The following is a 24462-nucleotide window of genomic DNA, read 5'->3' as shown; positions in this document are numbered from 1 at the left end:
TGCAGGTGCCCGCAGAGCCTGGCCTAAACTATGCCTGGACCAGCGAAGACGGCAGCCTGCTAAGCACCCAGCCCAGCTACACCCCCGCCGCTAATCTGGCGGGCACCCTTACCCTCACGATACGCGACCGCTGTGGGCGCAGTGTGCAGGCCAGCACCCAGGTAGTAGATGCGCAGCAGCAGCTAGTAACCAGCTGGGGCAACGCCTTTACCCCCAATGGCGACGGAATAAATGACGTATACCCCCGTCCCGATTTGCTGGGCGCAGGCTACCGCCTGCAGGTGTACGACCGCTGGGGCCAGCAGGTGTATGCCGGCAGCCAGCCCTGGCGCGGTACCGACGGTACGACAGACCTGCCCGAGGGGGCATATGTGGTCCTGATCCAGGTGCCCGACTGCCAGGGTGGCACGCGCGAGCTGCAGCGCACGGTTACGGTCATCCGCTAGGGTACCTGGTGCCCCTTCCCGGGGAATATCCCGCCTATCTTGCAAAGAGGGTTATCGCTGCACGTTCCCGTAGTCTGTGGGGGTAGTGCAGCTGCATACGCCCTTTTTCCTGGTTTACTACCAGTATTTGGAAACAGAAAAGCACGTATCTTGTGTTTTCAAATAAAATTGAAAATACAGAAATGGCCTGGAAAAATCTGCACGCCTTTGTAGAAGCCCTGGAAGCTGCCGGAGAGCTGGTACGCATCAAGACCTATGTAAACCCCGAGCTGGAGATTACCGAGATTGTAGACCGGGTAAGCAAGCATGACGGCCCGGCCCTGCTGTTTGAGAACACAGGTACCGATTTTCCCCTGCTTATTAACAGCATGGGCAGCTACCGCCGCATGTGTATGGCCCTGGGTGTGCAGGATATGGATGATATAACCCGGGAGATAGAAAGCCTGTTTCATGAGCTGACCGGACCGAAGGAGGGGATACTGGATAAACTGAAGATGCTGCCCAAGTTGGGCCGCATTAGTAGCTGGATGCCCCGGGTAAAAAGCGGGCGCGGTGCCTGCCAGGAGGTGGTGATGAAAGACCCGGACGTATTCCGGCTGCCAGTGATGAAGTGCTGGCCCCAGGACGGTGGACGCTTTATCACCCTGCCGGTCATCCATACCAAGGATCCGCTAACTGGAGTGCGAAACGTAGGTCTGTACCGTATGCAGCTGTTCGAGCCCCGACTGACAGCCCTGCACTGGCACCTGCATAAAGTGAGCCGCCGCCACTACGACGCGTACAAAGAGGCCGGCAAGAAGATGCCGGTCGCAATAGCCCTGGGGGGAGACCCTGTGTATACCTATGCCGGTACGGCCCCGCTGCCCGATGGAATAGATGAATATATTCTGGCGGGTTTCCTGCGCAAGAAGCGGGTGGAACTGGTGCGCTGCCTTACCCAACCCGAGATAGAGGTGCCTGCCGATGCCGACATCGTAATAGAAGGCTATGTAGACCCCGAGGAGGATCTGATCTGGGAGGGCCCTTTTGGCGACCATACGGGCTACTATAGCCTGCCCGACTGGTATCCGCGCTTTCACATCACGGCTATTACCCACCGCCGGGATGCGATCTACCCCAGCACCATTGTGGGCATCCCCCCCCAGGAGGATGCCTGGATAGGCAAGGCTACGGAGCGCATCTTCCTGGCCCCGATCAAAACTACAGCCGTACCGGAGATACTGGATATGGACCTGCCTATCCATGGGGTTTTTCACAACCTGGCTATTGTGCAGATCCACAAGACCTACCCAGGCCAGGCCCAAAAGGTGATGAACAGCCTGTGGGGTGCCGGGCAGATGATGTTTACCAAGATGATGCTGATCGTAGACCAGCACACCAGCCTGAAGGACTATGCCGCCCTGGCCAGCTACGTAAGCAAGCACTATGAGCCCGGACGCGATACCGTTATCAGCCAGGGGCCAACGGATGTGCTAGACCACAGCTGTAGCACCATGGCGTTCGGCGGAAAAATAGGCATAGATGCCACCACCAAGCTGCCAGAGGAACTGACGGGCACAGAGCCCGCCAATGCGCCAGCAGTCCAACCCCTGGCACTGGCTAGCCTGCAGGCAGCGGTGCCCGAGCTGGCAGGCCTGAACAGCAGCCTGCTGGCGCAAGACATCCGGCTGGTGGTAGCGAGCCTGCATAAGACACGCAAAGGACAGGTGCGCGAGCTGACCGACCAGCTGCTAGCCCAGCCAGGTATGGCAGGCGTAAAGGTGCTGATCTGGCTGGATGCCGAGATTGCGCTGGACGAGCTGACCGATGCCCTGTGGCGATTTAGCAACAATGCGGATGTGAAGCGCGACAGCCGCCTGATAGACCGGGCAGATTGTAGTAGCACAATCGTGTTTGACGGTACGCGCAAGACCCTGGAGCTAGACGGCTTCAGGCGCGACTGGCCGAACATCCTGGTAAGCGACCCTGCCACAATCGACCACATTGATGCACTATGGCCCCAGCTGGGCCTGGGCGACTTCATCCCGAGCCCAAGCCGAAAATACCTGGCACAAATGATTGGCATGGAGGCTGTGGCAGGGGTACAGACACGTGGCTAGCAGGCCGCTTGTTACACCTTTTATCCCTCTGCCTGGGGGGTAGGCAGGCCGGGCTGCAGGGTTCTCAGATGGCCAAGCTTGATCCGCAAGATTCGTTCTTCGTTCAGGATGCGGCTAAACTGTTTGTTCCACTGCTCCTGGCGTCCGGCGGCTAGTACTAGCAGCTCCTCGCAGGCCTCGCACAGGTGGCTGGCTCCTAGCTGTGCGGCATAGGCCATTACGGCTTTTGCCCGATGGCGCGCATCCTCATAGAGCCCCTCTGCCAGTAGCTCAAAAACTGGCCCTAGCTGTGCACGCATCCATTCATCGTACCTGTGTAGCTGGGTATTCCAGTCCTTCGGGCCACTGGCTACCGAAAGTTCCATGGCAGCCAGGGCTTTGCTTGCGTCTACTACCCGCTCCACAGGTACCTGGGGCTCTACGTGTCGAAAAGCCCCACAAGCTACCAGATAGCTGATGCAGGCCTCTATCTGCTCAAAGCGCACGGGCTTGGCCAGATAATCGTGAAAACCATGGTTGTAGCAGTCGGCCTGGTGCTTGGGCATCACATTGGCTGTCATGGCTACCAGCACTGGGTTTGCATACAGGTCGGGCTTTCGGCCTATGCGTAGCACTGCCTGTAGGCCATCCATTTCGGGCATCTGTATGTCCATAAACACCAGATCGTAGGGCTGCCTCTTCAGCGCATCCAGTACCTCCAGGCCGTTGGCCACCATATCAGCCTGATAACCCAGTTTGCTCAACATGCGAGACATGAGCCTTTGGTTGATGTCATTGTCCTCTGCCACCAAGATGCGAATGGGATAGGCTGTATGCCTGCCTGCCTTTTGTAGGTCCGCCTTGGGCATTAGCTGCACGTGCGGGTCCTCACCCAGTAATTTCAGCCGCAGTTGGTGCTGGCTAAGGGGGTAAGACAGCGCCTCGTAGTTGCCAGCCGGTTTGGGGCCCTGTGGATGCGTGAGCAGTAGCACTTCTGTTGCGGGTAGGCTTTCCAGCTGGTGCAGCAGCTTTTGCAGCTCCGGTTCGCTATAGCCACGGTCTATCAGGTGTACCACTCGCAGGTCTGCCCTATGTGGCTGTACCAACTGGTCCGGCGACGAGAATAGCTGGTAGGGTACCCCCAAGCCTGCCAACTGCTCTTCTATGTAGCGGAAAGTGCGGTTTTGGCGACTATGATACAGCACGCGGATGGCCGGCGCCATACCTGTGTTCGCATCCAGTCGATACCCGTTTATGATGCTAAACCGGAAGGTGCTGCCCACGCCCGGCGTGCTATCTACCTGCAGGCGGCCGCCCTGCGCCTCTACCAATCGGGCAGAGATGGCCAGGCCCAGCCCGGTGCCCCCGTATTTGCGGGTAGTACTGCTGTCGGCCTGGGTAAAGGGCTCGAACAGTTTTGCCTGTGCTTCTGCGGATATACCCACGCCGGTGTCCATTACGGCAAACTGTAGGGTTGCCTGCGTATCGGTCAGGCTCTGCAGGTGCACCCGCAGGTGCACCTGGCCCGTGTGCGTAAACTTGACGGCATTGTCTACCAGGTTTACCAGTACCTGCCGCAGGCGTGTTACATCCCCCTCCAGCACCGGGGGCACCTCCGCGCCCAGGCTGTAGGATAGCTCCAGTCCTTTCTGGTCAGCCCGGGGCTGCAGCAGGTCCAGGGCCTCCTCTATGCATTCCGACAGCACATAGGGGTGGCTCTCCAGCACCATCTTGCCACTCTCTACCTTGGCAAAGTCCAGGATGTCGTTGATGAGGCTTAGCAGGGCCTCGCTGCTTTGGCGCAGGGTTTCTACATACTCCTGCTGTTCCTCGTCCAGCTCTGTCTGCATCAGCAGGCTGGCCATGCCTATTACACCGTTCATCGGGGTGCGAATTTCATGGCTCATAGTAGCCAGAAAGTCGCTCTTGGCTCGGGTGCTGGCTTCGGCCTGTTCCTTGGCCTCTTTTAGTATCTCTTCGGTTCGTTTCCGTTCGGTTACTACCGTTAGGGTGATAAGCACCTGCTCGGGTGTGCCGGTGTCAGTTTTGCTGATTATAGATTCGCGGATCTGTAGCCACTCCCAGGTGCCCGCCTTGTTCTGCACCCGGCACTCCAGGCCTTGCAGCATGCTGGGGTTGCCAGCCCGCATATCGGCCCAGTGGGCCCGTGCGCAGGCTTGGTCATCCGGGTGTACCAGCTCTAGCAGCGCGTTCTTCCGGCCCTGTAGCTCGGCCAGGCTGTAGCCCAGTATTTCCTGCCTATTCACGTAAATAGCCTGCTGGCTGCCCAGGTCCACAATCGAAATAAAATCGGGGCTATACTCCGCCAGGTTTCTAAAGCGGCGTTCGCTTTCTTTCAGGTTTCGCTCATTTTCTTTCTCCCGGCTGATGTTTCTCACAATGGCCAGGATCTCCTCATCGGGGGTAGCTACCAGGCGAGCCTCGTAGTATACCGGCTTGCCATCTGCGTCTGGCAGTTCGTATTCCAGCTGCACCACCTCCTGGGTGGCAATTGCTTCGGCAATGCACTGCAATATCTGCTGGGCTAGCACAGGGGGCAGAATGTCTTGCACCCGGGCCCCCGTCAGCTGCTCGGGCGGCACGTATAGCTGCTGTACATTGGCAGCCAGGAAATCCAGGCACACGCCGTCTTTGCTCAGGCGAAAATACAGATCGGGCACTACGGAAAAGAGGGTGGCAAATTCCACGCGCTTGCGCTCCAGTGCCTGCTCCGTTTCGCGCTGTTGGGTGATGTTTGCCAGGCTGACGTAGAAGCCTGCTATCAGGCCATCCGGGTTTCTAATCTCGCTGATACGGCCCTCGTATACCCTGCCACTGCTGGCTTGCTCGGCCGTAAAGAACATCTCGGAGGGGTGTAATGCCACCCTGGGGGATGGCTGCTGGATGTCGAACCGTGCATACAGCAGCTGCAGCACATGCTGCCCATACAGGTCGGCATGGGGGGTTTCCAGCACTTGCGTTGCGCTTTGGTTGGCATCCACGATCATTAGGTCCGTATCGCAGATCAGCAGGGCCTCGCCCACCCGCTCCAGTACATCGAAGCGATTGAGCGCGGCTCTCTCGAAATAGCCGCTACGGAAGTGCGACACAAGGATGCTAATCAGGAATAGATGAGCCAGCAGCGGGGTAAGCTCCATCCTGGGGTGTGGCTCGTTGGAACCATAGTGGCTGTACACGCTATACAAGACAGTAAAGATGAGCGATACTGCCAGCAGGCTGTACTGTGCCCGCTCGCGGCCCCTGGCACCGCGCAGGGAGGAAAGGAGCAGGCCCGCGCCAACGGACAGTAGCAGGTAGTAGTATAGATAGGCCGCTGTGCGCAGGGGCTGCTCATGGATGAGGAAACGGCCGCTCCCCTCAAAAACGGTCAGTGTCCAGATATGCGGCCGGACCACCTGCGTAACCACCAGGCTGACGTAAACGATGAGCGGCACAAAGGCCAGCCCAATCAGCCGAATGGTACTAAGCCGCATGCCCCGTACTACCTTCAGCATATACAGCAAGACGGGTAGGGCGATAAACATACGGAACTCCTGCAGCTCTAGCCAGATCATGCGTGCCTCCTGGCTTGTGCTGCCCAGCTCCATCAGGTTGGCAAACGACCAAAAGGTGGTGAGCACGGCTGTAGCAAAGAAGTAGCTGGCGCCGGTCATGCGGCGTGTACGCAGCAGGGCAGCACACACCGCAATGCCTAGCAGGATGGACACCGCTTGTAGGATCATGTAAAACTCGCTCATTGCTCTATTCCGTTGGTTTTGGCACGCAGGTGGCGTGCAATCATATTGGCCAGGTCGTCTACGCGCAGTGGCTTGGACAGATAGTCGTCCATGCCGGCAGCCCTGCATACCTTGTCGTAGCCGTGGGTTACATTCGCCGTCATGGCTATGATGGTGGGCTGGGGGTCTAGCGCTAGTTTGCGTATCTGCTCCGAGGCCTCCAGGCCATCCAGCTCCGGCATTTGTATGTCCATCAGGATAACCGGATAGCTAGCCAGCTGGGCCTGCCTCACCGCTTCCTTCCCATTGCTCACCATATCTGCCTCGTAGCCCAGGTGCTTCAGCATGCGCAGGATCAGTTTTTGATTGATCGGATTGTCCTCGGCTACGAGCAGCCTGGTTTGCGTGCCTTCCGCGCTTTTGGCTGCCTGCTCTCCGGCTACGAGTGCAGCCTTTGCTTCGGGCAAGCGCCGAGTGTGTATGCCATGCAAAAACTGGCTGAACTCCAGCCCGATCAGGAAGGCGGGCAGGCGAGACTCTACCTGCCCGGGCAGCTGGACGGGGCGTACGCGCCGGTTGGACACGTCGGGCCAAAAGACCAATTTCATTTCCTTGTACTTATCCGTTAGTAGCTTCAGCCCATCTGCTGCCCCCTGTGCCAGTGCTGCCGACGCACCCAGGATGAGCAGTTGGGGGGATTTTACAGCTGCAGGGGGCATGTCTTCTACGTTATCGAAGTGGCTATACGGCAGTTGCAGGTCTTGCAGGTACTGTAGCAGCACCTGCCTGCCCACGCCCGGGCGGCTGCATACCCAGATAGGTTTTTTGGCCAGCGCTATGGGTGTGGGCACCACACAGGGGGTGGTCTGCCGGATGTTGAAGGAAAAGACAGACCCTTTAGCGGGTGCGCTTTCCACCTCTAGCCTGCCCCCCATCAGCTCTACCAGCCGGGCGCAGATGGATAGGCCCAGGCCTGTACCGCCGTACTTGCGGGTGGTACTGCTGTCTTCCTGCCTAAAGGCCTCGAATATAGTCTTCTGCTTGTCTGGCGATATGCCTACACCGTTGTCTTCAATCCGGAAATGCAGGCTGCTCAGGCTAGCTGCACGGGGCTGGCGTGCCTGGCAGGAGACCGATAACTTTACCCAACCCCCTTGGCTAAACTTGATGGCATTGTCCAGCAGATTGAGCAACACCTGCCTGAGCCGCACCACATCTCCGTCTATATATTCGGGCACGCCAAAGGGCACATACAGGCTTAGCTCTACCTTGCCATCCAGTGCCTTGGGCTTCAGCAGGTCCATGCACTCGTGCAGCAGCGCATGCAGGTTGAAGCGCGAGTCCTCCAGCTGCAGCTTGCCGCTCTCTATCTTGGAGAAGTCCAGGATTTCGTTGATCAGGTGCAGGAGGGTTTCACCACTTACGCGTATGGTCTCCACACTATCCTGCTGCTCTTCATTCAGCGGCGAGCGGATCAGCAGGTCGGTCATCCCGATGATGCCATTCAGGGGTGTGCGCACCTCGTGGCTTACCATTGCCAGAAACTCGCTTTTTGCCCGTGTAGCGCTTTCGGCCAGTTCCTTGCTTTTCAGCAGCTCCTGCTCGGCCTGCTTGCGCTCTGTAATGTCATACATGGTGCCCGTCAGACCCTTTTCGCCGTCCTTGTGGTCGGTATAGGTGGTTTGGAAGTCGATCCAGCGGAAGCTGCCATCCCGAATGCGTATGCGGATCTCTACCCGGAAGTTTCCCGACCGCTGGGAGAGCAGGTGGGCAATGAATTTCTGTGTTAGTGGTATGTCTTCAGCGTGGATATACTGCTCCAGGTTCTGGTCCATTGCCTCGGCCAGCGAGTAGCCTGTTACCTCTGTCCAGCTAGGGTTCAGGTAGGTGATCTTCAGGTTTTCGTCTGTCTGAAAAAAGATCTCGCGTACATTATCGAGCACCGACTGGAAGCGCCTGCGGCTTTGTATCAGCGCATATTCGCTGTTTTTTGCGTCGGTAATATTCCGAATGACCGCCACCACCTCATTGCCAATAAAGGGGATCAGGCGTGCTTCGTAGTAGTCTTCATCCAGCCTAAACTCCAGGCTGTGCTTTTGCTGCTGCCGGATCACCTCAAAGGCAATTTTATTGATCCGCTGGCCAATCTCCTCGGGAAAGGCATGTGTAACGGACTGACCCATAAACTGGTCTTTGTGGCCGTAGAAGTGCGACTTGCGCGAAACATAGAAGTCGGTGATCTGCCCCCCCGCTTCCAGGCGCAGGTATAGGTCTGGCAGGGCCTGAAAGATGGCTTGCAGTTCGGCTGTCTTGCGCAGGATCTCTCCTTCGGCCAGGATTTTCTCCGTCACGTCCGTACTGATGCACAGCATGGCCGATTCGCCATTTGGCAGGCGAACCTGCCGTTTCATGGTTTGAAACCAGCGAGAGCGACCTGTATGATCTACCAGGCCCTCCTCCAGCCGGATTTCCCGCCCCAGCCGGATCACGCCCGAGTCTGGTGCCATGTAGCTGGCAAACTGCTGGGGTGGCCTGTAGCCCTGTTCATCCAGGATGGCCTCCAGCGGGGCTTCCAGCAGCTCGCACAGCGGGATGTTGGCTAGCCAGAATCGGCCCTTCTCGTCTACAATGTATACCAGGCTCATGTGGTGGTTCAGCACCTGCTGCATGAGGTACTCCTGGTGTGTCAGGGCAATTTCGGCCTTTTTCAGGGCGGTTACATCCAGGCTGAAGCCCAGCGTTACATTCTCCAGCTGGCCTAGCCGAGCCAGGTGGCGCGTGCCGGTTACCAGCGCCTGCAGGTCTCGCTGTTTCTCCAGCACCACTTCCTTCAGGCCCTCCTGTTTCTTCTCCAGGTAGGGCTGCACCTGTGCCAGCCAGTCTGGGTCGCCTATCTGTTGCAGGTTTTTCCCCAGCACTTCACGCTCAGAGGGGTAGCCATACTTGTGCAGGAACTTCTTGTTCACCCGCAGTATCTTTCCATTCTGGTCTGTAATAAACACCTCAAGCGGAAGAAAATCCAGTATCTGGCGGAATAGCGTTTCCTGGTCGGCCAGTGCCTGCTGCTGGCTCAGCGCATCGGTCAGGTCTCGTACAATGCCTAGCAGGCCTGCTACCTCTCCCTTGTGGTTCAGTACCGGTAGCTTGATCATGCCCAGGGTGAGCCGCTTCCCATCCGGTGCTTTCCAGTTTTCCAGCACGTACTGCTGGGGTCGCCCGTTTTGTAGTACTTCCCGGTCTCGGGCCAGTACCTCATTTAGCCCATTCTCGGGCAGGATCATTTGTGCCTCTATCTTGCCGATTACCTGGCTCGGGTCACCCAGGCCAATCAGCTTGCTATAGTTCAGGTTGCAGCCCTGGTATATGCCCTGCAGGTCCTTCCAGAAGATGGCCTCGGGGATGGCATCCATCACCGCCTGGGCTATGGTGGCAGAGGCATCGCCGCCCAGGCGGGCCCTGGGCCGCAGCATGAGCAATACGGCCCGATACATACCCTGCTCGTTGTGCAGCACTTGTGCAAAGGTGCCCAGCCGTAGCTGCCGGCCCAGGGCATCCGGAAATACGATCTCTCCCTGCCAGCGGTCCACCCAGCTTAGCTGGTCCAAAAGAAACCGGATGTCTGTGCCGCCCGTTCCCAGCACCTCTACAGCCATCTTCCCCTCCATGGCCTCTTGCTCGTGCCCCAGTAGCTTCTCCGTGTCCGGGCTCCAGTAGCGTATCCGCCCGGCATCGTCTATCAGCAGCACGGGGTCTGGCAGGGCATGCGCCAGGCGTAGCAGCGCCTGGAAATACCCTGCTGGCCCGGGTGGCCCGGGGTCCAGGTAAATCAGGATCTCGTTCTTCTCCACTGGCGCATCCGGATTGCCAGAAAAACGCAGACTCACCTGCCTATCGTGCAGGCCTACCTGGGCCAGGGCATAGGCGTGCTGCCGGGCCTGGCTCAGGGCAAGCTGGATCTGGCCAGCATTCTCCGGGCCCAGGGCATCCACCAGCAGCCTGCCCGTCAGGTCCTCGGGTTTCTTTTTAAGGATTGCCTGTGCCGGATCATTTATGCCGGTAATGATGCCCTGCTGTACCTGGATGCGTGCCGCCACGGGTGCCTGTGGGGCATGGGCCTCCCGCCATAGCCTTTTCAGCTCTTGGTAGGCCGCGCCATCCTTGGCCAGGTTTCTCAGCTTTTCATCTAGCGAATCCAAGGGGTTTGTTATTTGTATTCCCTATAAAAATACGAAATTTCCCGGGCTATGTCTTATCCCGCCTCCCCGCCACTACAGGGCCTGCGTGTGGTAGAGCTGGCCGGCGTGTTGGCTGGTCCGTCTGTGGGCTGTTTCCTGGCCGAGTTGGGGGCCGAAGTGCTGAAAATAGAGCCCCCGGAGACCGGAGACCTGACCCGGGCCTGGTACCTGGCGGGCGAAGACCGCAGCCAGCCCAGCGCCTACTTCAGCACCATCAACTGGGGCAAGCAGTCGGTGGCCCTAGACCTGGCCAGTGCGCTGGGCCGGGCTGTGCTGGCACGGCTGCTACCCACTACAGACGTTTTGCTTACCAACTTCAAGCCTGGTTCGGCCGATAAGCTGGGCCTGGCCTACCACCAGCTGCAGGATGCCTACCCGAGCTTGATCTATGGGGCCATTACGGGCTATGGGCCAGACAATGACCGTGCCGGCTTTGATGCCATTGTGCAGGCGGAGAGTGGTTTTATGCACCTGAACCGAACACCTGGGGGCCGGCCGGCCAAGATGCCGGTGGCCCTGATGGACCTGCTGGCCGCGCACCAGCTGAAGGAGGCCATCCTGGCCGCCCTGCTGCACCGGGGCCGCACGGGGCGGGGCTGCCAAGTGCATACCTCGCTGATAGAGGCGGGCGTATCGGCCCTGGCCAACCAGCTGGCTGCCTGGCTGTGGGCGGGCCAGCCACCGGAGCCCATGGGGAGTGATCACCCCAGTATCGTGCCCTATGGCAGCCTGTTTGCTGCCCGGGGGGGCGAGCCGCTAATGCTGGCGGTGGGCAGCGATGCTCAGTTTGCCGCCATGGCCAGTCTGCTGGGTAGACCCGATTGGGCTACCGACCCGCGCTTTGCCACCAATCCGGCACGTGTACAGCACCGAGACGTACTGAAGGAAGCACTGCAACAGGCCATACAGGCCTGGCAGATAGACCCCCTGATGGAGGCCCTGGCAGCCCGAAAGATACCGGCGGGCCGCATCCTGCGGGTGGAGGAGAGTGCTGCCCTACCCGAGGTGCGGCACCTGCTGCTCCATCACCCACTGGCACCTGGGCAGGGTTTTCGCACGGCGGCCTTCCGCAGCTCGGCCTGGGCAGCCGTGCCCCTGCTGCCCCCACCGGCCCTGGGCCAGGATACGGCGGCTGTATTGGCCGCGCTCGGTTTCGACGACTACGAAATAGCTAGTCTAAAAAACGCTGGATGAGCGGCCCATAGGTGTCTGTGCGGCGGTCGCGCAGGAAGGGCCAGCGCTGCCGGAACCAGGCTATTTGCGCCAGGTCAATTTCCAGCAGCAGTTCGGCAGGATCTTCGCCAGCCTGGGCCAGCACCTCGCCCAGGGGGTTGCACACAAAGCTGTGGCCCCAGAAGCGGATGCCCCCCTCGCTGCCCACCCGGTTTACCGACACCACAAACACCCCATTGGCAATGGCGTGGCTGCGCTGGATGGCCTGCCAGGCGGCCAGCTGTGCGGCACCCTCGGCCGCACTCTCGCCGGCACTGTAGCCTATGGCAGTGGGGTATATCAGGATCTGCGCCCCCATCAGGCTGGTAAGGCGGGCTGCCTCGGGGTACCACTGGTCCCAGCAGATCAGGGTGCCTATCCGTGCACCGGCTGCCTCCTGCACCTGGTAGCCCCCATCGCCGGGCGCAAAGTAGAACTTCTCTTCGAAGCCGGGATCGTGCGGGATGTGCTGCTTGCGGTAGGGGCGTGTGGCAGCTCCATTGGGCCCAATGACGTAGGCACTGTTGTGATACAGGCCCGGTACCCGCTCCTCAAAGATGGGTACCACAATGCTTACCCCAAACTCCTGCGCGATGGGTGCCAGCGACTGGTAGCTGGGGCCCTGCAGGGGCTCGGCCAGCGAAAAAGCCTGGTAGTCTTGTGTCTGGCAAAAGTATAGGCTACTGTACAGCTCCTGTAGGCAGATAAGCTGCGCACCCTGCCGGGCCAGGCTGCGCACTTTGTGTGCCGTTTGGTCGCGGTTATGGGCCACATCCGCCGTGCGTGCCTCTTGTATGAGCCCTATGGTCAGTTTCATACCGCAAAGCTAGCTACTGTTCCCCACCGGCAGGCACCTCTCTGCGCAGGTTTGCAGGGCACAGCCCCTCTTTTTCCTATTCGGCAAATACCTGTTTGTCCAGCCAGGCATTCACATTGTCTACATTTGGTCGGCCGTACAGCTCGTTCAGGTGGTTCAGTACCATGTTCCGTATCTCGCCTTCGCTGGCATTCACTTCTTTCATACCCTGTACAATGGCCTTTACCTCCTGTGTTACCACCTCTTCATCTACAAAAACGGGATGGAAACTACAGATGCTCTCGGCACGGTTGTAGCGCATGTAGTACAGTTTTGGGTCTTTCACCTCGCTCAGGTTCAGGCTGTCTATCTGTCCAAACAGGATCTCCTGACTAAAGCGAACCAGCTTGCCCTCGGCGGGTAGTTTCACCTTGTGTGTATGGGCAGCCTCGCCGTACTGATATTTTACATAGAAATAATACTGGCTATTCAGCGGATACTCCTCGCTGTCTATTTCTACCTCTGCCGTGCCCAGCACCAGGTAGGCCGGCACCTCAAAGTGTTCCTGCACGCCAAAGCTGTTGCGCAGGATAACCTGATGCCCGCTGCCACTGCGTGTACTCAGCTGGCCCGTGCCAGGGCTTAGGCTTTCGCGCAGCACCAGGCCCAGCTCGCTACTGCTGCTGCCAGCCTGGGGTTTGATCACAAACCGCCCCTTTCCGGGTGCCATGGCGGCCGCTACGGCATCACTCCCCTTGAAGATGAGGCGTTCTTCGCCATCCAAGCGGTCGCCCACCTGGATGGGTGTGCGGGTACTGGCCCGCAGTATGGTGCCCTTTACGTGGATGATCACGTACGGATCGCCCGCGCGGGCCGTGCCCGCCAGCAGGCAGGATGCTATAAGGAGGGCATAGAGGGTGCGTAACATGATCTTTTAGGCTTAGTAGTGTAGTACTACAAATATACGCAATTAGGCCCGGAATGGATGCGGATATACAGGCGTGGTGGGCATGTGGGTGCACATGTGGGCTGCCTGCCGTATCTTTCGGCTATGAGTATAGAGGTACCCCCCGGCCACCGGGCAGGCTTTGTGGCCCTGCTGGGCAAGCCCAATGTGGGCAAGAGCACCCTGCTGAATGCCCTGCTGGGCACCCGCCTGGCCATTGTAACGCCCAAGGCACAGACCACGCGCCACCGCATACTGGGTGTGCTGAGCCAGCCGGACTATCAGATTGTGTTTTCGGATACGCCGGGGGTTATCCGGCCCCAGTATGGCCTGCACCACAGCATGATGAAGGCCGCCGGTAGCAGCCTGCAGGATGCCGATGCCGTGCTGCTGCTGGTGGCCCCCGAAGAAACCCATGACGAGGAACCCCTGCGCCAGCTGCTAGGAACCGTGCAGGCACCCATTGTGCTGGTGGTAAACAAGGCCGATGCCTACAGCCAGGCCCAGATCCTGCAGCGCGTGGCCGACTGGCAGGCGCTGCAGCCTGCCCGGGTGGTGGTGGTGTCGGCCCTGCAGCACACCGGCCTGGACCACCTGCTGGCGGCCCTGCTGGAGCTGCTGCCCCTAGCCCCTCCCTACTACGACAAAGACACGCTGACCGACCGGCCCGAGCGCTTCTTTGTGGCCGAAATCATCCGCGAGCAGGTATTCCTGCATACGCAGAAGGAAATACCCTATAGCAGCGAGGTAAGCATCCTTTTCTTCCGTGACGACGATGGAACCGGCCGCGCCCACATAGAAGCGGAAATCCACGTGGAGCGGCAGAGCCAAAAGGGCATCGTCATCGGCAAGCAGGGCCAGATGATCCGCCAGATAGGTACCGACGCGCGGCAGGAAATACAAAGCCTGCTGGGCAGGCCCGTGCGCCTGGAGCTGTATGTGCGCGTGGCCGAAGACTGGAAAAACAAGACTGGCTACCTCCGTCGGTTCGGCTACGATACCTAGCGTCCTGCCGGCCTTGTGGCAAACCCTGTGTGTACGTGCCAGCCACGGAATGTGCGAATAGAACGGATGTAGCCTGGCTATAAGCCAATCGCTTTTTTGTAAGTTCGTTACACTTTTTCTACATTTAGGCGGTTCGTCTCAGTCTTTTCTTAATCATCTAATTCTATCACCCATGGCATTTGGACTAGTACCCAGCCGCAGAAAAAAAATGAAACTGGATGGCATGAAGCCCCAGCATGCTTTGCTACTTGCCTATGCAGCTATGAAGAAACTGGACTGGGAGGTAAGCTTCATTGGCGAGAACGCAATCATTGCCCACGTAGATCGGGCCTGGTGGTACTCTATGGGTGAGCAGGTTTTTGTTTACATAGAAAATGACAATCTGTACATCAAGAGTGAGTCCAATACCATGATCTTCTTTGACTGGTTTACAAACCTGGGGAACGTAAAAAAAATAACCAGAGAGATAAACGCCTACAAGGAGAAAAATACGGCAGAGCATTTGGAGGAGAAGCTGCCAAAGCTGCTGAAAGCAAGCGAAAAATATGCAAATGACTCTAGCAAGATAACAGCAGGATTCCTGGCTAATAAGGTTAAGAATAAATCCAGCATATTTTCGATTTTTATCCCAAAGGACGGGTTTTTCATAACCCCTATATTGGTTAGCATAAACATATTGATGTTTTTTGTTATGGTAATCAGCGGGGTGTCGTTTTTTAATCCATCGGGTAGCGACCTGCTAGATTGGGGAGCTTGTTCAAGACCGCCTTTTGCTGATGGCCAATGGTGGCGGTTGCTTAGTGCCACATTTCTGCATGCAGGTTTTTTGCATCTCTTTTTCAATATGTATGGACTGGTGTTTGTTGGTTATCGGCTAGAGCCATACTTGGGTCGTGCAAAGTTTCTGGCAGCCTATCTGGTTACCGGGCTTGTTGGTAGCCTTGCCAGCTTATGGTGGAATGAATTTGTTATTAGCGTGGGTGCTTCGGGCGCAATTTTCGGCATGTTTGGTGTCTTCCTGGCACTCATGTCTACCGACACGCTTAGCTATGCAATGAAGCGAACCTTTTTTATAAGTACGGCTTTTTTTACTTTGTATAGCATATCCAATGGATTCAAGCCAAATAGTGGCATAGATAATGCAGCACATATTGGGGGTATATTAAGTGGGATTTTGGTGGGTTTTGCTTTTATACCTAGCTTCCGGTATAAGGATAATAGAAGGCTCGAATCCTATACCCTCATGGGGCTATCAGCTGCTATTACCGTTGTCATTTCTCTCACCATCTTCTACCCTCCAGCCAGCTTTGATATGGCTGATTTTGACAAAGCAATGATGGAAGTTTCTACGCTGGAGGCAGAGGCCTTGGAGGTGTTTTCCTTGCCAGCGGATGCAGATAGGGACGAAATTCTCGATGGATTGCAGGCTGGTATCCCACTATGGAAGAAGAGTATAGGCATCCTGAAGCGTCTTGACAATCAGCTTCTACCCAAGCCCTTGGCGCAACACACTAAGTTGCTGAGTGATTATTGCGAGGCACGCTTAAGGAGCTATCAGCTCATGGCAAAGGGAATAGAGGAAAAAACAGACCAATACGGGCAAGAGATTGCTTATTACAATCAACAGATAGAGGGCATAGCCGTAAAACTAGGAGGGGGACAATAAAGGCTTGTGTCTTTTCCTGGCTCGAGTGGCCTACACGGGCAGTGTGGCCTTCCACAGGGCGCTTAGCAGCACCAGGGCCAGGGCAGCGGGGGTCAGGTATTTCCAGCAGAGGGTCATCAGCTGGTCGGCCCGCAGGCGGGGCAGGGTCCAGCGCACCCACATCATGCCTCCCACCAGGACAAAGGCCTTTAGCAGCGTCCACAGCACGCCCCAGAAGAGGCCGCCCAGGCTGCCCGGCAGGCCGGTGGTGAGGTAGGCAAACTGCAAGCTGGAGAGTAGCTGCCAGCTACTCAGGTCCTCGGGGCCCACGCCAGCAGGCAGGGCTACCAGGTTCGGCAGGGGGGTATTCCAGCCGCCGAAAAAGAGCAGCGTGGCCACCAGGGCTACCAGCAGCATCATGCCATATTCGGCCAGCATGAGCACCGCAAAGCGGAAGCCGCTGTATTCGGTATGGAAGCCGCTCACCAGCTCGCTCTCCGCCTCGGGTATGTCAAAGGGGGCCCGGTTGGCCTCGGCCAGGCCCGCAACCAGGAAGATAGCCGCCACGAGCAGTAAATGCGGGTGCTGAAATACCGCCCAGCTGAAAATGCCGCCATGGGCACTGGCCTCCCATAGGCCCAGAAAGTAGTGGGGGCTACCCAGCACGCCCTGCTGCAGCACAATGTCGCTGAGGCTGAGGGTGCCAAAAACCATGACGACAGCCAGTACGCTCAGGCCGGCGGGTATCTCGTAGCTAATGATCTGAGAAACGGAACGAAAGCTGCCTAGCAGGGCATACTTATTATTGCTGGCCCAGCCAGCCATCAGCAGGCCCACCACATCTGCCGACACGACCGCCAGCAGGAAGAGTGCGCTTACATCCACCGCCGAGCCTGCCAGCCCAGGGGCCAGCGGCACAAAGGCGAAGCCCGTGAAGATGGCGACAAACACCAGTAGGGGGGCCAGCAGGAAAAGCCAGCGATTGGCTGTAGTGGGCACGATGGTTTCCTTCAGCAGCAGCTTCAGGATGTCGGCCAGGGTCTGTAGCAGGCCCCGGGGCCCTACCTCCATGGGGCCCATGCGGTCCTGTATCCAGGCTGCCAGCTTACGCTCGGCATACACGGCATACAGGGCAAAAACGGCCATAAAGGCAATGACCATGACCACAAAGGCCAGTACATAGGGGTGCAGGGCTTCGTACTGGCTTAGCATGCGGGCTAGTAGTCTTGTGTCGGGTGTGTGTCCGCGCTAGGGCAGGAAGGTGTGGAAGGTATCGCCCCGCAGGCCCCGGCGCAGGGTTTCCAGGCCTATGATCTCGCGGCTGCTGATGTTGCCCAGGTTTACGTTGGCCCCCAGCAGCTGGATGAACCATACCTGCTGGTCTTTGCGTGGTGCCTCAAACAGCAGCTGCTGCTGGGGGATGGCGTGCAGGATTTCGTCTATGAGGTCGCTGCGTACCTCGCCACTGCTTTGGAACACGCCGGCCGACCCGCTCTCTCGGGCTTCGGTAATTACAATTTCGGCCCCGGCATTCAGGTCGCTCTGTATCTTTTCTACCCAGATGTAGGGGGCATATATCTTGCTTGCATCCTTGCTGCCCACCTCGGTTACGACGCTGAAGTTGGCCTTGAACTCGCGGATGTAGGCGGCCTTGCGTTCGTCCGTCAGCTCCATGCTGCCGTCGGATATTTCCAGGTGGGTCATGCCATAGGTGTCCAGAATTTTTTTGTACTGGTCCAGGGCATTGCGTACGGCAAATACCTCGAAGAGGGTGCCGCCAAAGTACACCTTGCAGCCGGCCTCTCGGTACAGCCGGATGCGCTCTTTCAAGTTGGGCGCAAAGGCTGCAGTGGTCCAGCCAAATTTTACAAAGTCGATGTACTCCGCCCCTACAGACATCAGGTCCTCTGCTTCGCGCATGGAGAGGCCCGTATCCAGCACCATGGTGAGGCCCTCTTTTCGGGGCTTTTCTGCACGGTAGGGCAGTTGGGGGATCTCAAAGTTCATTGCGGCCGATATTGTTTCAGCAAAAGCTGTACAGGTTTCAGGCTGCTAAGTTGAGGAAAATACTCGAATAGTACGGTATGGGCTTCGTAGTCCAGGATCAGGGCATTTTCCAGCATGGTGTAGCCCTGCTGCCGCTGTCCTGCCTGCAGTGCGTATGCCGCATACTGGTACATCAGGTCTATCTGTTCGGGGTTGGTATCCAGGCCCTCCTTCAGCAGTTCCAGGGCGTTCTCTACATGTCCGTCCCGATATAGTTTTTCGGCCCAGTCTTGCCACAGCTCATAGTCATCGGGCATTACCTCCACGGCCTTGCTTAGTGCTTCGAAGGCGCTGAGCAGGTTGCCCACCTCGTACTCGCAGTCGGCTATGCCCACCCAGGCCTCATAGTACTCTTCGTATCGCTCGGTGGCTTTCTTGTAGTAGTAGATGGCCTGCAGGTGCTTGCCTTCGGCCTCCAGGGTAGCACCCAGGCCATACCAGGCATCGGGCAGGCTGGCATACAGTTCGGTAAGTTTTCGGTAGTAGAAGCGGGCACGCTTGTACTGCTCCAGCTGCTCGTAGCACTCAGCCAGGTTTAGCATGGCGCTTATGTCTCGCCCGTCGAAGGATAGGGCCTCTAGCAGGGTGCGTGCAGCCAGGTCGTAGCGCTCCAGTTCCATCAGGGCGTTGGCCTTGCCCAGGTGCAGGCTGGTATAGTCTTCCTGCAGGGCCAGGCCGTAGTCAAAGGCTTCGATGGCATGCTCATATCGGTTGGCCGCCAGGTGCAGCATGCCCAGGTTATACCAGGCATTTACGCTGAAGGGGTCTTTGTCCAGGTAGCGCTCCAGAAACTGCTGGGCGGCCTGGTTTTCAGATTTCAGCTCGTGGCAGAAGATGATGTCCGACAGCACAAACTCATACTCCGCATCTGTGTCCAGCGCTGCCTCAAAGGCGCGGATGGCCTGGTCATACTGTTTTTCCTGCTGGTGCAGTACACCCAGGTGGTAGTACAGCTCTCCGGAATGGTTGTGCTGGACCAGGGCTTCTTCCAGCATGCGAAAGGCCGCGCGGGTACGCCCGTTTTGTGCCAGAATGCGGGCCTTTTGGGCCAGGTACTCGATAGAAAGGGGCTGGAAATGCAGGGCCTCTTCTATGGCCTCCAGGGCCTGGGCGGGGCGGCCCGTATCGGCCAGCAGCAGGGCCTGCTTGTAGTGCAGGTCGGCCTGGGCGGGGTACAGGCTTAGGGCATAGCGCATCAGCTGCTCGGCTTTGCCGTGCTCGGCCTGCAGGCGGTAGTAGGTGTAGATATCCTCGATGGTAGCCAGATCCATGAAGATGGGCTGCTCTGCTGCAATGCTGGCCTCGAAGCGATCGGCTTCGCGGCGGGCACCCTGTTCATCAAATTCTTCGAATGGGTAGCGATGCTCCATAGTGTTCTGCGGTAAGTTTATTCAATCGTAGTTTCTCCGTTTCTCTATAGGCCCGCCGCCGACAGGCGCTGGATGTACCAAGCACTGCCCACGCCAAACCGCCTAAGATAGTAACGCATTTTTACCTGTCAAGGTTGAGTCTTTCTACATCCTGTGGATTATACCCTGTATACTACACAAAACGATGTACACCGGCTGCTTATTTTGTACGATTCGGCCGTGCTCATCCGTGCTCGGGCTCTTGCTACAGGCCTTGCTCCCGTGTCCGTACATCCTGGGGGTTGTGAACGGGTTTCGCATTAATTTTGCACTCTCTTCTCAATGGTTATGCGCATACGTATGCAAATCGCGATGGCTTTTATCCTGCTGTTCTACGCATCGGGGGTGCCTTTCGTGCAGCATGTATGCCATACAGCCGGCGAGCAGCATACGGGCCTGTATGTGTGCATACCCACTGTGCAGACCCTGCCGTGGATCACGCTGCGGCCCCGGGCGGCGACTGCTGTGCCAAGTTTCATCCCGAGGCCGATCCGCATGCCTGCTGCGATACACAGGTGCGCCTGGCCCACACAGATGTGTACACCCAGGCAGCAGGCCAGCCTGCCCTGCATCCTGTGCATATGGCCATGCTGCCTCCACAGGTGTGGGCGCTGGTAAGCGATATCCAGGCTGTAGGCCTGGCTACGCGCATGCAGCCTGGTGCTGTGGCCCCGCCGCCCCCCACGGCCAGCGTGCAGCAGCGCTACGCCATCTGGCGGCTATAAGAGGGACGGAAACGCCTTGCTCGTTTTCGTTCACCTCTTATCACATTTCCCATGAAACCCCATTACCCAGGCATACCCAAGCGGGTGTGCACATTCTACTTGTTCTTTTCCCTATACGCTGTGCTACCTGCCTATGCACAGCACGATCACGCGGCGCACGCTGCCCACGGCAGCACACCCCACCTGATGGGCCAAGTGCTGGGCCAGGCCGATGGCGAGCCGGTGCCGCTGTATCAGGCCAGCCTGCAGTGGCGCTACACCGAAACCGGAACCTATACCGACACTGCCGGCTTCTTTCACCTGATAGCCCCGCCCCAGCTGCCCTGGCAGCTGGGGGTGCAGTATGCAGGCTATGCGGGCGATACGCTGCGGATAGAAAGTATGACACCCCTGCGCATAGTGCTACCCCCCCTACAGCTGGATGGCATACAGGTGCAGGGCCGTGTACGCTCCACCGAAATCCTAGCCCTGGAGACACGAAAGATAGAGCAGCTGGGTACCGAAGAGCTATTTAAGGCGGCCTGCTGCAACCTGAGTGAGAGCTTTGAAACCAACGCCACGGTGGATGCCAGCATGAGCGATGCCATAACGGGTACCCGAGACATACGTATGCTGGGCCTGGACGGCATGTATACCCAGCTGACCACCGAGGCACAGGCCTACCCGCGTGGCCTGGAGCGCATGGGTGCACTGGCCTATGTGCCGGGTGCCTGGGTGCGATCCCTGGAGATTAGCAAGGGAGTGGGCAGCGTGGTGCAGGGCTACGAAGCCACTTCAGGCCAGATAAACCTGACGCTGAAGCAGCCCATGGATGCGGAGAAGCTGTACGTAAACCTGTATGCCAGCGACATGGGCCGCACCGAGGCTAACCTGAATGCAGCCCAGCGGCTAGGTAGGCACCTTAGTACCATCCAGCTGGTGCATGGCAGCCGCCTGCAGCAGAATAACGACCAGAATGGCGACCGCTTTCTGGATGTACCTCGCTCGGAGCAGTACAACCTGGCTAGCCGCTGGAAGTACCAGGCGCGCGAAGCCGGGAGTGGCCTTGTGGCCCACTGGGGCGTGCACCACTACTACTACCACCCGCCGCGTAGCAGGCCGCCGCGAAAGCTGGGAAAACCCGGCTGAACTGAGTGCCCTGGTGGCACGATTAAGGCTGGTTCAAATAGAGCACAATGATGCCTTAAAGGTGCTTCGAAGCCGTGACACGCCCAGTGCCTTTCACTACGTAGACCCGCCCTATGTGGGCTCTGACCAGGGCCACTACAAGGGCTACACCGAAGTGCACTTTGCGGCCCTGCTGGACTGCCTGGCCAGCCTGAAGGGCAAGTTCCTGCTGAGCTGCTATGACGTGCCCCTGCTGCGCCAGTACGCTGAGGCGCACGGCTGGACGGTAGAGACGCACCAGCAAGTACTCAGCGCCCAAAAAGTGAAGCACGGCGGCCCACGAAAGCAGAAAACTGAGGTGCTGATGCGCAACTACACACTATGAATATACAACAAAGCCCCCACAAAAGCAAGTGTAAGCCGCTTAAAAATCAACGTTCTGCAAACAAAAGGCTCCCTATTTCAGGGGTCCTTCGTATTCCGAGGGCTTTAGCCTTTCCTCGGCACAGAGCCTGGGCCGCCCGCTTGTTTCCAAGGCGAGAGGCATAGCCCCAGGGTGCATAACCGAGGCGCTGTTTCAGGAAGTACTCCGATGAGGAGCATGGATAAAGATACCCCGCCCGCAAGGCCTCGTCAAGACATTTTTTTACTTAATTTTTCCAAGCCAGCAAACAGCAGCTTTTGTTGCACCTTTTCCGAATCTTTAGTTTTGCCGATTATACAGTCAAAACGCTGTGTGGTCATCATTCTCTTTTTTTCAAAGTACAAAGTTAAGGGATAAAAGGCAATAGCCGGTGGCCCTTGTGCAGAAAACCCACTATAGAGCCTGACGGGCCTGCGGCTATTTCCATAGGATCTCTTGTCCTTTTTTTCCTATTTGCCTTATGCTAGCTAAGATAAACCTGCTACAGCTGGGCACCGCCCTGCTGGGCCCACATACCAACCAAGTAGTAGCCAACCTGAACGACCACTGCCTGCGCATAGCCGTTAACGAAGATAACCAGTATCCCTGGCATAGCCACCCCGACAGTGACGAGCTTTTTGTGGTGCTGAATGGCCACCTGCGGTTGGAATTGGTGGATGGTAGCTGTATAGATCTGTATCCGCAAGACTGTTACTGTGTGCCACGTGGGGTGGTGTACCGCACCCAGGCACTAGGCCGAACGGTCAATTTGTGTTATGAGCTAGCCACGGCTACCACCGTTTTTGTGTAGCAAGTCCCCCCCTAGCGGCGGGGTGCTGTGGGGTACAGCGGCACTGGCGGTGGGCTGCCTGCCGGGGGCTGGGTACTGTTGCGGTACAGGCCACGTATACGCACCGGGATTGGGCTTTTTATCTGGGGGGCGAAAACCTGCTAAACTACCAGCAGCCAAACCTCATTGTAGCAGCAGCAGACTGGACCAGCCCCTACCTGGATGCCAGCCTGGCCTGGGGCCCACCCATAGGCCGTATGCTGTACGTAGGCATGCGCTACACGCTCAGGTAGTACAGCTCTAATTGTACCTTAATCGGCAATACACAAGAGAGCAGGGGCATAACTGCATGCAGTTAGCCCTCTGCTTACTTGTACTGCTCCAGCTCCATCTGGTTCCAGAAGTCTGCGGCCTCTTCATAGCCGTTATTATAGGCTTTCTCAACCCAGTAGGCAGCCTGCTTGTAGTCCTGGGCCACTTCTTCGCCGTAGTAGTACATGATTCCAAGAAGAAACTGGGCTCTTGCTTCGCCCTGCTCAGCGGCTTTATGGTACCAGTGCAGGGCCTGCTTATAGTCCTGCTCTACGCCATCGCCGTTGTAGTACATCAGCCCCATCAGGAGCTGTGCGGTTGGTCCCTCCTGGTCAGCGGCTTTGCGGAACCATTCCATTGCCTGTTTGTAGTCTTGCTCTACTTCCTCGCCGTTATAGTACCGTAGCCCCAGGCTGGTTTGAGCCGCTGCATCTCCCTGCTCGGCTAGTTTCCGTGTTTCTTCTATGCTCATTTCGTCTTGGGTGGTAGGTTGTTGTGCGGCCAGACAAAGGGGCAACAGCAGGCTGCCGATTAAGGTAAGTAACAGAGGTTTCATGGATGAAAAACGCATTTTTTGTTGTAGAGGAGAACCCGTTTCGTGCCTAAGGAAGCAGGCGCATACGCGTCTACTTGGCTATTTCTGTTTGCGTTCTTGTAGAAAGGTTTGGGCTAACGAATTCCCATTCTTGGCAGCCCGCTCCATCCAGTAGAGGGCTTTCCTCGTGTTCCCCAGGCCCTCCTGGTACAGCATCCCCAGGTTGTACTGGGCGGTCTCGTCTTCCTCCTCAGCCACTACCCTGTACCACTTGGCCGCCTGGGTGTATTCTCCCAGCAGATCATACATGTGGGCTAGCCTAAACAAGGCATCTCTATCTCCTGCCTTAGCTGCTTTTTTGTACCACTCTTTAGCCAAGTCATAGGCTAGCTGCTTTCTATACATATCGGCCAGGGTAGTAAGGGCGTGGGGGTTGTTATTTTCGGCCGCTTTTTGGTACCATTCGGCGGCCTTTTCATATTCCCGTAGCTCCTCGTACATACTGGCTAGGCTATAGGCTCCGTTGTCGTTGCCCGCCTCGACGGCCTTTTGATACCATTCGGCGGCGGCTTCGTATTGCCGCAGTTCCTTGTACATGCTGGCTAGGCTATAGGCCCCGTAGGGGTCTCCCATCTCGGCCGCTTTTTGGTACCACTCTGCGGCTAGCTCGTACTGTCGAAGTCTCAGATACATTGCTGCTAGCATACATTGGGCCTCATTTTGGCCTTTTTTGCCTGCTTCCCTGTACCACTCGGCTGCCTTCTCATACTGCTTCAATTCAAAATCATACATAGTAGCGAGAGAGAGCAATGCGTCGTTATCGCCTTTTTCGGCCGCTTTTTTATACCACTCAGCGGCTCGCTCGTATTCCCGCAGTTCCCGATACAGAATAGGGAGCTCGACCCGTGCCCCTGCTTCGCCTGCCTCTACAGCCTTTTGGTACCATACTGCGGCGGCTTCGTACTGCCTGATTTCTCGATACATACGGGCTAGGGAAACCAGCGCGAAGCTATAACCAGCTTCGGCGGCTTTTTT

Annotated in this window: 18 protein-coding genes; 9 read left to right on the top strand and 9 right to left on the bottom strand. The window is 57.5% G+C overall.

Translation table 11 applies throughout. The features are described 5' to 3' along the window. Both LW884_05645 and LW884_05640 read left to right on the top strand, forming a co-directional pair. The coding region (locus LW884_05645; GenBank protein ID MCE3007816.1) for a gliding motility-associated C-terminal domain-containing protein at positions 1-446 on the top strand (446 nt) is incomplete at its 5' end. A 182-nt stretch (positions 447-628) separates the two neighbouring features. After that, entirely contained in the window at positions 629-2545 is a 1917-nt protein-coding gene (locus tag LW884_05640; protein MCE3007815.1) for a menaquinone biosynthesis decarboxylase, read from the top strand. Between the two features lie 20 nt (positions 2546-2565). On the opposite strand, the gene LW884_05635 is transcribed toward LW884_05640, so the two are convergent. Together LW884_05635 and LW884_05630 are read right to left on the bottom strand one after the other, a co-directional pair. Then, positions 2566-6282, bottom strand: coding sequence for an ATP-binding protein (locus LW884_05635; GenBank protein ID MCE3007814.1), 3717 nt, complete (start codon positions 6280-6282; stop codon positions 2566-2568). After that, positions 6279-10457, bottom strand: coding sequence for a PAS domain S-box protein (locus LW884_05630; protein ID MCE3007813.1), 4179 nt, complete (start codon positions 10455-10457; stop codon positions 6279-6281). Before LW884_05630 ends, LW884_05635 begins: the two co-directional genes overlap by 4 nt. A gap of 48 nt (positions 10458-10505) precedes the next feature. Here LW884_05630 and LW884_05625 point away from each other — a divergent pair, with 48 nt between their 5' ends. Further along, the gene (locus tag LW884_05625; protein MCE3007812.1) at positions 10506-11690 is read left to right on the top strand and encodes a CoA transferase; all 1185 of its coding nucleotides are present in this window, start codon (positions 10506-10508) and stop codon (positions 11688-11690) included. On the opposite strand, the gene LW884_05620 is transcribed toward LW884_05625, so the two are convergent. Both LW884_05620 and LW884_05615 read right to left on the bottom strand, forming a co-directional pair. Next, positions 11668-12525: a carbon-nitrogen hydrolase gene (locus LW884_05620; protein MCE3007811.1), complete on the bottom strand. Its 858-nt coding sequence runs from the start codon at positions 12523-12525 to the stop codon at positions 11668-11670. The genes LW884_05625 and LW884_05620 overlap by 23 nt on opposite strands. Positions 12526-12601: 76 nt before the next feature. Then, a complete protein-coding gene (locus tag LW884_05615; GenBank protein ID MCE3007810.1) occupies positions 12602-13432 on the bottom strand; it encodes a hypothetical protein in 831 nt (276 codons plus the stop codon). 123 nt (positions 13433-13555) lie between these two features. Between LW884_05615 and era the strand changes: the two genes are divergently transcribed. Together era and LW884_05605 are read left to right on the top strand one after the other, a co-directional pair. Then, entirely contained in the window at positions 13556-14455 is a 900-nt protein-coding gene (gene era / locus LW884_05610; protein MCE3007809.1) for a GTPase Era, read from the top strand. A gap of 208 nt (positions 14456-14663) precedes the next feature. Further along, positions 14664-16121, top strand: coding sequence for a rhomboid family intramembrane serine protease (locus tag LW884_05605; protein MCE3007808.1), 1458 nt, complete (start codon positions 14664-14666; stop codon positions 16119-16121). A 30-nt stretch (positions 16122-16151) separates the two neighbouring features. On the opposite strand, the gene LW884_05600 is transcribed toward LW884_05605, so the two are convergent. From LW884_05600 to LW884_05590, 3 genes are read right to left on the bottom strand one after another with little or no spacing between them, the layout of a single operon-like run. Further along, positions 16152-17312, bottom strand: a complete 1161-nt coding sequence (locus LW884_05600) for an NADH-quinone oxidoreductase subunit H (GenBank protein ID MCE3007807.1) — start codon at positions 17310-17312, stop codon at positions 16152-16154. Positions 17313-17348: 36 nt separating this feature from the next. Further along, complete coding sequence (locus LW884_05595) at positions 17349-18107, bottom strand: phosphosulfolactate synthase (protein MCE3007806.1); 759 nt, start codon at positions 18105-18107, stop codon at positions 17349-17351. Continuing rightward, positions 18104-19516: a tetratricopeptide repeat protein gene (locus LW884_05590; GenBank protein ID MCE3007805.1), complete on the bottom strand. Its 1413-nt coding sequence runs from the start codon at positions 19514-19516 to the stop codon at positions 18104-18106. The genes LW884_05595 and LW884_05590 overlap by 4 nt, the downstream gene beginning before the upstream one ends. 443 nt (positions 19517-19959) lie before the next feature. Here LW884_05590 and LW884_05585 point away from each other — a divergent pair, with 443 nt between their 5' ends. The 4 genes from LW884_05585 to LW884_05570 all read left to right on the top strand — a co-directional run bounded on the left by LW884_05585 (position 19960) and on the right by LW884_05570 (position 22601). Next, the gene (locus tag LW884_05585) at positions 19960-20280 is read left to right on the top strand and encodes a hypothetical protein (GenBank protein MCE3007804.1); all 321 of its coding nucleotides are present in this window, start codon (positions 19960-19962) and stop codon (positions 20278-20280) included. Between the two features lie 51 nt (positions 20281-20331). After that, a complete protein-coding gene (locus tag LW884_05580) occupies positions 20332-21408 on the top strand; it encodes a TonB-dependent receptor (protein MCE3007803.1) in 1077 nt (358 codons plus the stop codon). Next, positions 21320-21772 carry a DNA adenine methylase gene (locus tag LW884_05575; GenBank protein MCE3007802.1) on the top strand — a complete coding sequence of 151 codons (453 nt, stop codon included), beginning with the start codon at positions 21320-21322 and terminating at the stop codon, positions 21770-21772. Before LW884_05580 ends, LW884_05575 begins: the two co-directional genes overlap by 89 nt. A gap of 499 nt (positions 21773-22271) precedes the next feature. After that, positions 22272-22601 (top strand): cupin domain-containing protein, encoded by a 330-nt coding sequence (locus LW884_05570; protein ID MCE3007801.1) that lies wholly within the window; start codon positions 22272-22274, stop codon positions 22599-22601. Between the two features lie 346 nt (positions 22602-22947). Here LW884_05570 and LW884_05565 read toward each other — a convergent pair whose 3' ends face one another. Further along, positions 22948-23448, bottom strand: coding sequence for a sel1 repeat family protein (locus LW884_05565; protein ID MCE3007800.1), 501 nt, complete (start codon positions 23446-23448; stop codon positions 22948-22950). A 78-nt stretch (positions 23449-23526) separates the two neighbouring features. Beyond that, positions 23527-24462, bottom strand: a 936-nt coding sequence (locus tag LW884_05560) for a sel1 repeat family protein (protein ID MCE3007799.1), incomplete at its 5' end; no start/stop codon positions are given.

This window comes from Bacteroidota bacterium (assembly GCA_021300195.1).
Classification (GTDB): Bacteria; Bacteroidota; Bacteroidia; order J057; family JAJTIE01; genus JAJTIE01.
The sequence above is the reverse complement of the archived record's forward strand: the minus strand, read 5'-3'. Positions and strand labels throughout refer to the sequence as shown.

Coding starts and splice junctions, on each gene's coding strand:
- LW884_05615 (MCE3007810.1), bottom strand. CDS start 13,432: ATGTTACGCACCCTCTATGCCCTCCTTATAGCATCCTGCCTGCTGGCG.
- LW884_05570 (MCE3007801.1), top strand. CDS start 22,272: ATGCTAGCTAAGATAAACCTGCTACAGCTGGGCACCGCCCTGCTGGGC.
- LW884_05625 (MCE3007812.1), top strand. CDS start 10,506: ATGTCTTATCCCGCCTCCCCGCCACTACAGGGCCTGCGTGTGGTAGAG.
- LW884_05635 (MCE3007814.1), bottom strand. CDS start 6,282: ATGAGCGAGTTTTACATGATCCTACAAGCGGTGTCCATCCTGCTAGGC.
- LW884_05620 (MCE3007811.1), bottom strand. CDS start 12,525: ATGAAACTGACCATAGGGCTCATACAAGAGGCACGCACGGCGGATGTG.
- LW884_05605 (MCE3007808.1), top strand. CDS start 14,664: ATGAAACTGGATGGCATGAAGCCCCAGCATGCTTTGCTACTTGCCTAT.
- LW884_05640 (MCE3007815.1), top strand. CDS start 629: ATGGCCTGGAAAAATCTGCACGCCTTTGTAGAAGCCCTGGAAGCTGCC.
- LW884_05580 (MCE3007803.1), top strand. CDS start 20,332: ATGAAACCCCATTACCCAGGCATACCCAAGCGGGTGTGCACATTCTAC.
- LW884_05600 (MCE3007807.1), bottom strand. CDS start 17,312: ATGCTAAGCCAGTACGAAGCCCTGCACCCCTATGTACTGGCCTTTGTG.
- LW884_05590 (MCE3007805.1), bottom strand. CDS start 19,516: ATGGAGCATCGCTACCCATTCGAAGAATTTGATGAACAGGGTGCCCGC.
- era (MCE3007809.1), top strand. CDS start 13,556: ATGAGTATAGAGGTACCCCCCGGCCACCGGGCAGGCTTTGTGGCCCTG.
- LW884_05565 (MCE3007800.1), bottom strand. CDS start 23,448: ATGAAACCTCTGTTACTTACCTTAATCGGCAGCCTGCTGTTGCCCCTT.
- LW884_05595 (MCE3007806.1), bottom strand. CDS start 18,107: ATGAACTTTGAGATCCCCCAACTGCCCTACCGTGCAGAAAAGCCCCGA.